Raw genomic sequence first — 12,384 nt, 5'->3', positions numbered from 1 at the left:
CGTGACTAGCTGAACAGGGCGGCGATCTCGTCTGCGGTCAGCAGAGTCGACGGCGTGGCGTCCGGCGGCGAGTCGGGCAGGCAGGCCTCGTTCGGCGCGAGTGCACCGTCGACGATGCCGGCCGAGTCCTCGAAGATCGGCAGCTCGATGAACGAGGCCTCCGAGTTCGACAGACCCTGGAATGCGGCGACGGCCTTGCGCAGACCGATGCGACCCACCCAGGTGCGCGACGACACGGTCGCGAGCTCGTACGTCGGGTTGTCAGCCTTGAGCGTCTCGAACCCGCAGCTCAGCGAGTTGTCGTCAGTCGTAGCGATCGGCGGAACCGAAATGCCCGCCGCCTCGTAGGCACGAATGACGCCGGCAGCGACCGCACCGTAATCGATGATGATCGCGTCGATCTGCTCGCCCTGTCCCAGCAGGCCGGCCATCACCTGCTGAGCCTCTGCAGGGTCCCAGTTGGTGGCGATCGGCTCGTCGTTCAAGAGGGTCACCTGGGGCGCTGACGAGAGCGCCGTCTGGACGCCAGTGAACTGCTGAGTCGACACAAGGTTGCCCGCGGGGCCGCCGAGGAAGACGACGTTGCCGCCCTCATCACCGAGTACGTCAACGGCCCATCCGCCCCACGACTCGCCCACGAATTCGGTCGACCAGTCAGCGTAGTCAAGGAAGTCGGTGCCAGCGGCGCCCTGCGGGTCGGAAGCGATCGCGACCACGTACGAACCGGCCGAGACTGCCTGACGCATCGCGGGCAGGTGCGCCTCGCCGGGCCCGGCAGTGGGAACCACCAGGATGATGTCAGTGCCCTTCGCTGCCAGGCTGGTGATGCCGCTGGTAGTCGCCTCCAGGTCGAACCGGCCCGCCACATACTCGACACTCGTGATCGCGTCGCATCGTGCGGCCTCGCTCTCGATCTCAGCGAGAACGGTCTTCGACCAGCTGTTGAGACCACCGCCGTCGACGACGCCGAGAGTCATCTCCTCCGCGCCCTCAGGGCAGAAGTCCTCGATCGAGCCGAACTGGTCAGTCGTTCCGAAGGTACCCGAGGCGATGTCGGCGGTGAGGTTGCTCCGCTCGTCTCCCTCTCCGCCATCGCTTCCCTCGCTGACGTTGGTCGACGTGCAGCCGGCCAGAATCAGGGCGGAGACAGCCGCGGCAGATACTGCCCCGAACGCTGTCCGCTTGGACGTCATTGTCATGCTCACGTTGTGCTCCTCGTTGAGTTGGTGGTGCTGGGGTTGGGGGTGGTGCTGGATCGCCGGAGAAGTCCTTTCAGCCGTCCGGCGTTGCCACCCAGTTGCAGCTGGGCGACGATCCCGACGCCGATGATGAGCGCCTGGACGATGTTCTGCACGGCAGTGGCCTGCGTGAAGACTTGGACGAGTTGGGCGAGCTGGGCCAGGAAGAGTGCTCCCAGAGCCGTGCCCACGACGCTGCCGCGACCACCCGTGAGAGCGGTACCTCCCAGGACCACGGCAGCAATGCTCGGCAGCAGGTACTCGTTGCCGGCCGTGAGGGTCGGCGTTCTCAACAGTCCGGCGAGCAACACTCCACCAGCCGCCGCGAGCGCGGCCGCCAGCCAGTAGGCCGACACGATGTAGCCACGCGTCGAGATGCCGATGTTCGCAGCACTGCGAGGGTTCTCCCCGACCAACTCAAACCGTCGACCGAGTCGCGTTCCCTTCAGCAGCACGTGAACGGTGAGCACGATGATGATCGCGACGATGGCCAGGGCAGGGATGCCCCACAGCCGGCTCAGCGCGAAGCCGCTCAGTGTCGGGGTGGTCTGCGAGCCGAACCCACCGGAAATCGCCTGGACCGCACCGAGAATGAGGGCGTTGGTGGCGATGGTGACCACGAGCGGAGGAAGTCCGAAGTACGCGATCACAAGTCCGCTGAGAAGCCCGAACAACGAGGTCGCCACGATCGCGACAACGATCGCCGTCTGAAGACCCCACGCGTCGTCGCCGCCGAAGCGCGCAACGATCAACGCACCCAGGGTGACCGCGCCCGGTATGGAGAGATCGAGACCGCCCTGCTGGATGACCAACGTCTGCCCCACCGCGACGATGGCGATGAGTGCGGCGAACGGCAGCATCGACAGAAGCGCGGGTGAACTCAGACTGCCCGGCGCAATCAGGGGGCTGATCGCGAAGAGTGCGACAACGGCGATCAACGACCGGGATCCGGGCCACGACAGAACTGTCTTCAGAGCACCATCCCGATCACGGATCGCTGGCCGTTGCGCCACATTCTCCGTGGCCATCTCGGACATGGACGTCAGCCCTGCTGAGTCGCGAGGTCGGGGTGCCAGGTGCCGTCGAGCTTCGCCTCGGGCATCTCACCCACGATGTAGTCGCGCGATTCCTGTGCACGCGCACGCAGAGCGTCGATGTCGACACCCACCAGAACACCATCCTTCTTGACCTGCGTCCCCTGCACGAAGACGTCGCGCACGAGGCCGGGGTGAGCGGAGTAGACGACGGCGCCGATGGGGTTGTTCATCGGCGTGAGCGCAAGCGAACGACCATCGAGAACGACGAGATCAGCAGCCTTGCCTACCTCGAGCGATCCCGTACGGTCATCCAGTCCTGCCGCGTGAGCGCCGTCAATGGTCGCGAATCGCATTACATCGGTCACGCTCAGTCCGATGCGCTCGAGCACTTCACCGGTCTCGACGCTCGGTGCGTTGTCTAGAGCACGCTGCATGCCGATGGCAGTGCGCATCGTGCCGTACATGTCGCCGCCGTTGGAGCTGCAGACGTCAATGGAGAAGGTCGGGCGGATGCCGGCCTTCAGCAGACGCCCGGTCGCGGGAAAGCCGTGGCCCATCTGCATCTCCACATCGGGGGAGACGGACGCTGTGCCACCGGAATCGGCGATCATGGCCAGCTCGTCGTCGCCGAGAGTGCAGCAGTGCACGTACGTGATGCGGTTGGAGAGCAGGCCGTCGCGCTTGAGCTGTCGAATCGGACCGGATTTGCCCCAGTAGCCGTCGCCGACGTGCACCGTGACGCGCAGGTCGAGATCCTGGGCCAGCCGGAAGTCGTGTTCGTTGACTTCGGGGGTCGTGAACTGCGGGCCGCGCAGAGCGAGCGCCATCGTCACAAGACCGTCATCGCTCGCGAAGTGCTCGTCCCGCACACGCCGCGCGTCATCCGCCGGGTGATTGTGAGGGGAGGGCAACGGAGCACCCCACTGCTTCGACCCCCCACCGTGCGCGAAGACGGCGCGCATGCCGGTGTCCTTTAGCGCCTGCACTGCGGCATCTGCGTGGGCGGGTGTGGCGAGGTTGTGGGACCAGTCCACGAGCGTGGTGATGCCGCTGTCCAGCGCCTCGAGGGCACCGAGATAGTTGCCGGTGTACGTGTCCTCAGGGCGGAAGTACTTGCTCAGGCCGGTGTGCAGACCTGCAAGGTACTCCGTGAGCGACCAGTCCGAGGCGACGTGTCGCACAACCGACTGCCAGGTGTGGCGGTGGGTGTCGACGAAACCGGGGTGAACGATGCGGCCGTGTACGTCGATGACGGCCGCGTCACCCGCGGCGAGGTCTTTGCCGATCGCTTCAATGTTCCCATCGACCCCGATGAGGACGTCGGTGTCGGTCAGGACCTCTCCGGCCCGGGCCGAGGTGATTACGGTGCCGCCACGCAGCAGGGTTCGCGTGCTCATGTCGTCATTGACTCCTTCATCGGGCGACGCGTCGCCGTCAGCGCCTCGTCGCGGGGTGTGCTGGAGTCAGAGTAGAAGCACGATGAACACGTGTCAAGTGTGGCTTACCACTATGTACAATGAAGGTGCATTTATCGCGCCAGATGAGCCTCCTGCGCCTGAGGGCCGCGCGAGAAAATCACCCAGAGTGCACAGCGCGGCGAGGGCGCCGCGCCGCGGGGTCCACAAGGGTCTTGATCCTGCTCGACGTCCCACGACGCAAAGGGTCCAGTCCCTCCGCCACGGTCTGCTCCAGAGTGATCACCTCCGGCGCCACCATGTCCCACAGGCTGGACGCTTCGAGCAGACGCACCGCGTCGGGAATATCTTCTGCGAACACCAGCGCATTGGTTCCCACGACCGAAATCTCGCGAACGGTCCACTCTCCCAGGGGTGCGGCAATGTCGCTGCGCTGGATGCCGACCGGCACCAGGGTGCCACCGCGCCTCAGTAGCGACAGTGCCGTGGCGAACCCGGACGCGGTGCCGCTGACCTCGAACACCGTATCGATCCGAGATCGGAGTTCGTCGACGAGTGCACCTGCGTCACCGCGCGCTGGATTGAAGGTCGCCTGGGCGCCCAACCTGCGCGCGAGCTCGAGCCGGTCGTCATCGATATCGAGGACGATGACCCGCCGCGCCCACTGCACTGCGACGGCGGTGAGGAATGTACCGATGCCACCCGCTCCGACGATGGCGACGACATCATCTGCGCCGACGGCCCCTTGACGCGCAGCGTGCACGGCGATCGCCATGGGCTGGGTCAGGGCCAGCGTGTCGAGAGTCAGTGTCGATTCCGATACGTCGTGCAGAATCTCGCGGGGGACGACCACATACTCGGCGAGTCCACCATCTATGGTCAGTCCTGCCGTGCGATAGCTGTCGCACAGATTTGTGCGACCTCGCCCGCAAGGCTCGCATTCACCGCACGACACCCCCGCCCCACACACCACCCGCGCACCCTCAGAGAAGTCATCAACGCCCTCCCCGACGGCATCGACGACGCCCACGAACTCATGGCCGAGGATCACGGGCGGGCGGGTGAGGACCGGGCCATGGTCCAGTTCAGCGGCATCGCTGCCGCAGACACCGCACGCTGCCACAGCTACGCGCACCTCTCCCGGGCCGGGCTCGGGAATCCGTGAGTCGACGAGCCGAAGGTCCTCGGTGCCGTAGTAGACCAGTGACCGCATCCTCATCGCCCCTCATGCTCGGGTTCCGCCGGGTCGACCGCTCCTCCCCTCCGCATAAAGGGGCTCCTGACGACCGACGCGGCAGACGTGTTTCGCAAGACTGTACGACATGTGCAGTCCGGTGGCATAGCCGAATTCTTGTGCATTGCAATCCTCGGTGCGGGCGCCAACGGTGCTGGCACCAGTTCCGACCTGGTGCGCGCGGGCCTCGACGTCACCTTTGTCGAGCAGTGGCCCGCTCAGGTATCGGGCGCGAGGACGGGCTGCGGGTCGTCATGCCCGATCACCAGACAGTGACCACCGTCAGGATGCTCGACCTCTACGACATCGCTGCGCTTCGGGCGCCTTTCGATCTCGTCCTGATGCTGGTGAAGTTGTGCGACACGGCGTGGGTGGCTCGACGCTCGTCTCGACCGCGGCATTGGGGCTGCCCATGTTGGCAGCGATGGATAGTCCCGGCATGCGCGATCTCATGATTCGCGCCGGCAACGAGGCGCTCGCCGTTGGTCTTGCACTGGGCTATCGGGCTTTGCCGATCTTCGGACTCAGCGAGGATGATCTGCACCACCCAGACATGATCGTCGAGGTTTTCCTGGACCCGTTCTATGCGGGGTTCGTGCTTCCGCACACGACAACGACGATCTGGCACGACTGGCGGAAGGCGCAGCGGAGCGAAGCCCCCGAAAAGCAAGCGTCCCTCCACCCTCGATCTCTCGTCGCGCTACTTATCGTCGTCGAGGTAGGTGTAGGGGTTCGCGATGGGCTCGTCCTCGGGCAGTGCGGGGTTCATCCACTCGGCCCAGGCCTCCTCGCCCAACTCGCCCCGCACATGTTCGACCGACGCCGCGACCCGATCAGCAACGGGCTTCAGGGGCAGACCGATGCGCTCGCCGTCGTACTTGACGACCTTCCCGTTCACGACGACGGTGTGCACGTCGGCGGTGCCCGCCTGGTACACGACGTGAGCGTAAGGGTTGAGGATCGGCGTCATGGCCGGTGACTCATCGTTCTTGAGCAGGACGAGGTCAGACTTCTTGCCGACCGTGATCGACCCGAGCTTGTCGGCCATCCCGAGGGTGTGAGCCCCGCCCATGGTCGCCTGCCACACCGCGTCCTCCGCCTTCATGCGGTTCACGTTGACGGTCTCCCCCTGCGACTGGGCCTCGAGGTGGTCCCGCGAGCGGAACGAACTGAGCGTGGCGCGCATGGCCGAGAAGAAGTCGGCACTCCACCACACGCTCGTATCCATCGACAACGATGCGGTGATGCCGTACTTCTTGGCGACCCAGGCAGAGGGGTAGCCCTGGCCGGCGCTCTGCTCGCTCTCGGTCGAGATCGAGATCGTGCCGCCGGTTGCGGCGATCTTGTGATAGCTGTCGGGCCCGAGCGAACTCGCGTGCACGTAGGTCACGGTGTCGTCCATGAAGCCGTTCTCGTACATGTAGTCGATGTTCGGGTCGCCGTTGACGCCCCAGACTCCCGCGTGCGTCGTGACCCGCAGACCCAGGTCGCGCGCGGCCTCGAACGCAGCTTTCTCGTGAAAGTCGGGGCCCGAGTTCACGTCGAAGGCCACCTGCAGGCCCATCATGTCGTCGGCCCTGAAGTTCTTCACCCACGACTGGAAGCCCGGCTCGTTCATCCACTCCCACGGGGCGCCGAGGTAGTTGCCGTAGGCGAGAACGAATCGACCCGGGATGCTCCGCAACGCGTCCACGGCCGCATCGGCGTACTCCGGCGTGCGCAGGGCGTGCGACCAATCGACGGTCGTCGTGACACCTTCGTCGATCGACTCAAGCGCGCTGAGCTGGTTGCCCGCCGCGATGTCCTCCGCGCGGAAGACGTGACCCCACGTGAGGTAGTAGAAGACGAAGTACTGGCTGAGCGCCCAGTCGCCGCCATACCCGCGCAGCGCCGTCTGCCACATGTGCCGGTGGGTGTCGATCATGCCGGGCATGAGGATCCCGCCCCGCGCGTCGACCTCGAGCGTGCCCTCGGGAACATCGAGCTGGTGGCCAACGCCAGCGATGGTGTCATTCGTGATCAGTACGTCCGCGTCCTCCAGCACGCCTGCGCTGTCCACAGTGATTACCGTCGCGTTGCGGAAGACGACCGGCCGGCCGACCGCGAAATCTTCGGCGTGGAGAGTGGCGTCGGTCATGAGTTCCTCCTCATTGAGCAATTCAATTGGGGTGCACGTCTGTGTGCAGCTCTACTGGAATAGTAAGTCCATGCGCATGGATATATCCAGTGGCAGATCAATGCCTAGGTCAGCCGCCACCCGCGGTCCACGTTGAGGCTCGTGCCTGAGACTCCGTGGTTGTCGAGCAAGAACATCGTCGCTCCCACGATGTCGGCCATCGTCGCAAGCTGGCCGCCCGGCGTGCGCGACTCGTAGCCCTCGAGCACCGCGGCAGGCTTGTCAGCCCAAAAGGGACTGTCGCCGATGATCCCGGGGTGGAGGCCGTTGACCCGCATGGGCGCGAGCTCAAGCGCCATCGAGTGCACGAGGCCCTCCACGCCGCCGTTGATGGTTGCGACGGTCGTCGACCCCGGGTACGGGGCGTCTTTGGCGCGCCCGCCGAACAGCACGACGCCCGTGGCGACGCTGGGCTCGAGCCGGTCGAGCAGGGCATGGACAGTCTCGGTGTAGCCGACGAGCTTGAGGGTCACGAGTCGACGAGCACGAGCAACGTCGTACTCGCGCACCGTGTTCGCGTCGCGCTCGATTGCAGCGAGCACGAGTCCGTGCACCTCGCCGACGACGGCGAGGCTCGACGCGATCGTCTCGGGTTCGGAGATGTCGACGGCGATGCCCGTCGCTCCGTCGCCGATCGACCGGGCGATCTCTTCCGCCCGACTCTGCTCGCGCCCCGTGAGGATCACGCGGTCGCCCCGACCGACGACCTCCTTGGCGATCTCGAGACCGATTCCGGATGTTCCGCCGACGACGACGACGGTGCGCTGGGTCACTGCTCCTCCTCGAGCTTCTCCGTCAGGTAGTTCCAGTCGCGGGCGAACCGATAGGCATGCCGAGCCGGCATCTGCGGCGACTGCGTCTCGAGCCAGCGCACGGGCTCGCCGACCGCTCGGAAGGAGTGCACGCAGCCGACGCCGGCCCATGCGATGTCGCCGGGCTTCATGCGCACCTCGTGGCCGTCGAACGTCGCATCGACCTCGCCATCGAGGATGAGGTAGGCCTCTTCGAGCGGGTGATCGTGAGGGCCGGCGACGCCGTCGGGTTCGTACTGCACCATGAACATCGTGTGCAGCACCGAGCCGAGATCGCTGTCGACCATCATCTTGAGCGAGATGCCGCTGTACACGAGCAGCGCGGTGCGCATGCTCGCCGACTGCGCCAGCAGCTCCTGCGACTGCCTGCCCGGGTTCATCTGCTCGGTCGTGATCGCGCCGAAGGATCGAGTGCGCGGATCGCGCGGGTCGACCGTCACGGGCTCCGCCGGCGCGACGTCGGCCACGCGGTAGGTGTCGTAGCCGTGCTGCTCGCGCGGCGGGGGCGAGTAGATGTCGCTCCACACGGCTGTCGCGTCGCCGATGGACTGCCAGGAGTGCGGAACGCCAAGCGGAATGACGCCGTAGTCGCCGGCGACGAGGTGAACCGTCGCCTCGGGCGTCACGAGGATGACCTCGCCCTCGACGAGGTGGAACGACTCCTCGAAGGAGTGGACGTGGGTCGGGATCTCTCCGCCGGGCTCGAGACGGGACATCCCGAAATCGGTGTGAGCGGCGCCGTCCTCGAACCCGACCGCGCGCCAGCGGGCGTAGCCGCTCGAGTCGGGCGCGAGCGCGCCGGGGTCTCGGTAATCGGCGTCGGCGACCGTGCGCACGACGTAGCGATCCGTCATCATTGACTCCTCTGATCCATCAGCGTGAGCGGACGATCCGTTCAGCACAGATGAACAGAGTCAAAGCGATAGTGGGCCTTCTGTCAAGCGGCGTACAGGGCGGCGATGAGCTGCGGGGCGTTCTCCGGCGACGGCACGAGCTCACCCTGCTCCACGCGCTGCGCGAGCCTCAGCACCGCCTCGTTGACCGGCGCTCGCTCACCGCGGGCCGCGCTCGTCGCGACGACGTACCCGCTGAAGGCGTCGAGCTCGGCTCGGCGGCCCTTCTCCCAGTCCTGCAGCACTGCCACGCGCGTATCGGGCTTCGAGAAGTGCGAGAGCACGCGATCGAGCAGGTCGAGGGAGTACTGGTCCGAGTCGGGAACATCCTGTGCGGCGATGCCGAGGCTCGGCAGCATCGTGATGCCGAGGTCGATCGCGAGAGCGTAGGCCTCGCGCGACATCGCATCCATGACCGGCCGGATGCCGGGCATGTGCGCCGCCTCGAGAAGGGGGACGCCGAGCAGGCCCGAGGGCAGCATCTCCGGGATGTTGGCGATGAGCTTCATCCACTTGGCCGAACGGATGTCGTCGGTCACCTCCGTGACCGCCGCGTGCGCGAGCACGGCCGCTACCTGGTCGAGGCGTTCCGTGGGCTGGCCGTCGAGCGTGCCGACGGAGAACCACGTGTCGGCCGGGGCGACCTGGCGCGTGATGACCCCGGGCTCGCGCATGTTCGCCGCGATGCCGAGCACGCACCCGATCGTGCGCTCGGATCCCACGATCTCGGCGCAGTCGTCGATCGTCATGCCGTTCTGCAGCCCCACGAAGACGGAGTCGGGCGTCAGGAGCGGCCTCATGAGCTCGGCGACCCAGCGCGTGTCGTACGACTTGACGGCGGTGAGCACGATGTCGAAGGGCTCCCGCACCTCGGCGACCTGGCACACGTGCAGGGCCCGCACGGGGGTGACCTGAGTCTCCGTGGGCAGGTGAACTGTCAGACCGTGAGCATTCATGGCCGCGACATGATCGGGCCACTGGTCGATGAGGGTCGCATCCAGCCCCGCCCGCACAAGATCCGCGGCGACCGATCCGCCGACCGCTCCCGTGCCGACGACGGCGATCCTCAGGTCATCGAGCTTCATTGCGCACTCCCTCGGCGTTCAGTAGAGATGAACGTTGCGATCGTACACGGCGCCCGTATTTGGCGCGAGAGCACACCTAACCGGCGGAGCGCCTCCGCGCGACCTCGTACAGCGTGACACTCGCCGCGATGCCCGCGTTGAGCGACTCGGTCGCCGCGGAGATCGGAATCGACACGATCGCGTCGCACGTCTCGCTCACGATGCGCGAGAGCCCTTTGCCCTCGCTGCCGACGACGATGACGATCGGCTGATCGGCCAGCTCGAGCTGCGGCAACGACATGTCGCCGCCGCCGTCGAGGCCGAGGATGAAGAGCCCCTCGGCCTTGAGCGACTTGAGGGTCTGGGTGAGGTTGGGTGCCATCGCGACGGGCGTGCGCGCGGCGGCACCGGCCGACGTCTTCCACGCCGCCGCCGTCACGCCCGCGGAGCGACGCTGAGGAACGACGACGCCGTGGCCGCCGAACGCTGCCGTCGAGCGGATGATCGCACCGAGGTTGCGCGGGTCGGTCACGCCGTCGAGCGCGACGATGAGCGGCACCTCGCCGCGGTCCGTCGCGCGCGAGACGAGATCGAGCGGGTGCGCGTACTCGTACGCCGGCACCGAGATCGCGATGCCCTGGTTCACGGAATTGTCGCCCGTCATGCGGTCGAGCTCGGGGCGCATGATCTCGAGCACGGCGATGCCGCGCTTCGTGGCGAGCGAGAGCGACTCGCGCACTCGATCGTCCATCTCGACGCGCGCCGCGACGTACAAGGCTGTCGCGGGCACCTTCGCGCGCAGGGCCTCGAGCACCGAGTTGCGACCGCTCACGACCTCCGCCGCGTCGCTGCCCTTCGCCGGCCGCCGCTTCTGCCGCTGCCCTCCCCCGTCTCCGCCGCCGCCCGAGCGCGACTTCGCCGCGGCCAGGCGCTCCTGCGCGGCCTTGCGCTTGCCGGCCGGGTGCCACGTGCGGTCCTCCGCCTTCGGGGTGGGGCCACGGCCCTCGAGGGCCTGACGGCCTTGGCCGCCCGACCCGACGGTCGCGCCCTTCTTGCCCTTGCGTGCGCCGGGGCGCTGCGGCTTAGCCATCGATACTCCAGTCTGTTGCCGTCGGTGAATCCTCGAGCACGATCCCCGCCGCGGCAAGGTCGTCACGAATACGATCGGCGGTCGTCCAATCACGCGATTCGCGCGCTGAGCGCCGCTCCACGATGAGGCGATCGACGAGGATGCTCAGGGCACGTCGCGCAGGGTCCGCATCGTCGGCGACACGGTCGCCGGGGGCGTCGAGCCCGAGCACGGCGACCATCGCCCGCGCGGCTCCCGCCGCCGTCGCGACCGCGGCGACGTCGTCTGCGTCGAGCGCGGCATTGCCGGTGCGCACCGTCTCGTGCAGCACGGCGAGGGCCTGCGGCATCGCGAGGTCGTCGTCGAGCGCCGCGGCGAAGTCCTCGGGCACCGTGAGCGGAGCATCCGCGAATCGGGTTCCGGCCACCCGACGCTCCGCGCGCGCGAGGAAGGACTCGATGCGGTCCAGCGCCGCCTCGGCCTCGACGAGCGCCCCCTCGTGGTAGTCGATGGTCGAGCGGTAGTGGGCCGAGCCGAGCCAGTAGCGCACGACAGCGGGGCGCGCTGTGGCGAGCAGGTCGCGCGCGAACACCGAGTTGCCGAGCGACTTCGACATCTTCTGGCCGCCGATCGTCACGAGCCCGTTGTGCACCCAGTGCCGCGCGAAGTCATGACCCGCCGCCGAGGACTGCGCGAGCTCGTTCTCGTGGTGGGGGAAGCGCAGGTCGAGCCCGCCGCCGTGGATGTCGAATGCCTCGCCCAGGTAGCGCGCGGCCATCGCCGAGCACTCGATGTGCCAGCCGGGGCGGCCGGCGCCCCACGGCGACTCCCAGTGGGCGCTCACGGGCTCGTGGGGCTTGGCGCCCTTCCACAGGGCGAAGTCGCGGGGGTCGCGCTTGGCGCGCGCCGGCGCGTCCTCGGCGTGCTCCATGTCGTCGGGCTTCTGCCGGGTGAGCTCGCCGTAGCGCGACCAGCTGCGCACGTCGAAGTAGACGTCGCCGCTGCCGTCCTCGGCCGGGTAGGCGTGGCCGGTCTCGACGAGGCGCGCGATGAGGTTCTGCATGGGGACGATGCTCGCGGTCGCCCGCGGCTCGTAGGTCGGCGCGAGGAGCCCCAGCGCCTGGTACGCCTCGGTGAACTCGAGCTCGACGCGGTAGGCCAGCGCGTACCACTCCTCGCCCTCCGAGGCGTCGAGAATCTTGTCGTCGATGTCGGTGACGTTCCTGATGAACGTCACCTGCAGCCCCCGGTGGGTGAACCAGCGCCGCCAGAGATCGTAGACGAGGGCGCTGCGCACGTGGCCGATGTGCGGCGACGACTGCACGGTGGGCCCGCAGACGTAGATGCCCACGTGCCCGGGCACTCGGGGCACGAAGTCGACGACGGCCTGCTGAAGGCTGTCGTACAGGCGGATGCTCACGCGCCCCAGCCTAACGGCGCGTGCGG

Annotated in this window: 10 protein-coding genes; all 10 read right to left on the bottom strand. The window is 67.3% G+C overall.

Annotated elements, in window-relative coordinates:
- Positions 1 to 5: 5 nt before the first annotated feature.
- Positions 6 to 1,199, bottom strand: a complete 1,194-nt coding sequence (locus FK219_RS04860; protein ID WP_235923770.1) for a substrate-binding domain-containing protein — start codon at positions 1,197 to 1,199, stop codon at positions 6 to 8.
- A 2-nt stretch (positions 1,200 to 1,201) separates the two neighbouring features.
- A complete protein-coding gene (locus tag FK219_RS04855; RefSeq protein ID WP_152582269.1) occupies positions 1,202 to 2,275 on the bottom strand; it encodes an ABC transporter permease in 1,074 nt (357 codons plus the stop codon).
- A gap of 5 nt (positions 2,276 to 2,280) precedes the next feature.
- The gene (locus tag FK219_RS04850) at positions 2,281 to 3,672 is read right to left on the bottom strand and encodes an amidohydrolase family protein (protein WP_152582268.1); all 1,392 of its coding nucleotides are present in this window, start codon (positions 3,670 to 3,672) and stop codon (positions 2,281 to 2,283) included.
- A gap of 178 nt (positions 3,673 to 3,850) precedes the next feature.
- Positions 3,851 to 4,903 (bottom strand): zinc-dependent alcohol dehydrogenase, encoded by a 1,053-nt coding sequence (locus FK219_RS04845; RefSeq protein WP_165638056.1) that lies wholly within the window; start codon positions 4,901 to 4,903, stop codon positions 3,851 to 3,853.
- 721 nt (positions 4,904 to 5,624) lie between these two features.
- Positions 5,625 to 7,061: an amidohydrolase family protein gene (locus FK219_RS04840; RefSeq protein ID WP_152582266.1), complete on the bottom strand. Its 1,437-nt coding sequence runs from the start codon at positions 7,059 to 7,061 to the stop codon at positions 5,625 to 5,627.
- Between the two features lie 104 nt (positions 7,062 to 7,165).
- Positions 7,166 to 7,873, bottom strand: a complete 708-nt coding sequence (locus FK219_RS04835; protein WP_152582265.1) for an SDR family NAD(P)-dependent oxidoreductase — start codon at positions 7,871 to 7,873, stop codon at positions 7,166 to 7,168.
- Complete coding sequence (locus tag FK219_RS04830) at positions 7,870 to 8,766, bottom strand: cupin domain-containing protein (protein WP_152582264.1); 897 nt, start codon at positions 8,764 to 8,766, stop codon at positions 7,870 to 7,872. The genes FK219_RS04835 and FK219_RS04830 overlap by 4 nt, the downstream gene beginning before the upstream one ends.
- A gap of 83 nt (positions 8,767 to 8,849) precedes the next feature.
- Positions 8,850 to 9,890 carry a ketopantoate reductase family protein gene (locus FK219_RS04825; RefSeq protein ID WP_152582263.1) on the bottom strand — a complete coding sequence of 347 codons (1,041 nt, stop codon included), beginning with the start codon at positions 9,888 to 9,890 and terminating at the stop codon, positions 8,850 to 8,852.
- A 76-nt stretch (positions 9,891 to 9,966) separates the two neighbouring features.
- The gene (gene rlmB, locus FK219_RS04820; protein ID WP_152582262.1) at positions 9,967 to 10,959 is read right to left on the bottom strand and encodes a 23S rRNA (guanosine(2251)-2'-O)-methyltransferase RlmB; all 993 of its coding nucleotides are present in this window, start codon (positions 10,957 to 10,959) and stop codon (positions 9,967 to 9,969) included.
- A complete protein-coding gene (gene cysS, locus FK219_RS04815) occupies positions 10,952 to 12,358 on the bottom strand; it encodes a cysteine--tRNA ligase (protein ID WP_152582261.1) in 1,407 nt (468 codons plus the stop codon). Before cysS ends, rlmB begins: the two co-directional genes overlap by 8 nt.
- Positions 12,359 to 12,384: the final 26 nt, after the last annotated feature.

Origin of the sequence: Microcella pacifica, assembly GCF_009371975.2 — a bacterium.
Classification (GTDB): Bacteria; Actinomycetota; Actinomycetes; order Actinomycetales; family Microbacteriaceae; genus Microcella; species Microcella pacifica.
The sequence above is the reverse complement of the archived record's forward strand: the minus strand, read 5'-3'. Positions and strand labels throughout refer to the sequence as shown.

What these genes read in the sequence shown, in the direction of transcription:
- FK219_RS04860 (WP_235923770.1), bottom strand. Translation starts at nt 1,199, where the DNA reads ATGACAATGACGTCCAAGCGGACAGCGTTCGGGGCAGTATCTGCCGCG.
- FK219_RS04855 (WP_152582269.1), bottom strand. Translation starts at nt 2,275, where the DNA reads ATGTCCGAGATGGCCACGGAGAATGTGGCGCAACGGCCAGCGATCCGT.
- FK219_RS04850 (WP_152582268.1), bottom strand. Translation starts at nt 3,672, where the DNA reads ATGAGCACGCGAACCCTGCTGCGTGGCGGCACCGTAATCACCTCGGCC.
- FK219_RS04845 (WP_165638056.1), bottom strand. Translation starts at nt 4,903, where the DNA reads ATGCGGTCACTGGTCTACTACGGCACCGAGGACCTTCGGCTCGTCGAC.
- FK219_RS04840 (WP_152582266.1), bottom strand. Translation starts at nt 7,061, where the DNA reads ATGACCGACGCCACTCTCCACGCCGAAGATTTCGCGGTCGGCCGGCCG.
- FK219_RS04830 (WP_152582264.1), bottom strand. Translation starts at nt 8,766, where the DNA reads ATGACGGATCGCTACGTCGTGCGCACGGTCGCCGACGCCGATTACCGA.
- FK219_RS04825 (WP_152582263.1), bottom strand. Translation starts at nt 9,890, where the DNA reads ATGAAGCTCGATGACCTGAGGATCGCCGTCGTCGGCACGGGAGCGGTC.
- rlmB (WP_152582262.1), bottom strand. Translation starts at nt 10,959, where the DNA reads ATGGCTAAGCCGCAGCGCCCCGGCGCACGCAAGGGCAAGAAGGGCGCG.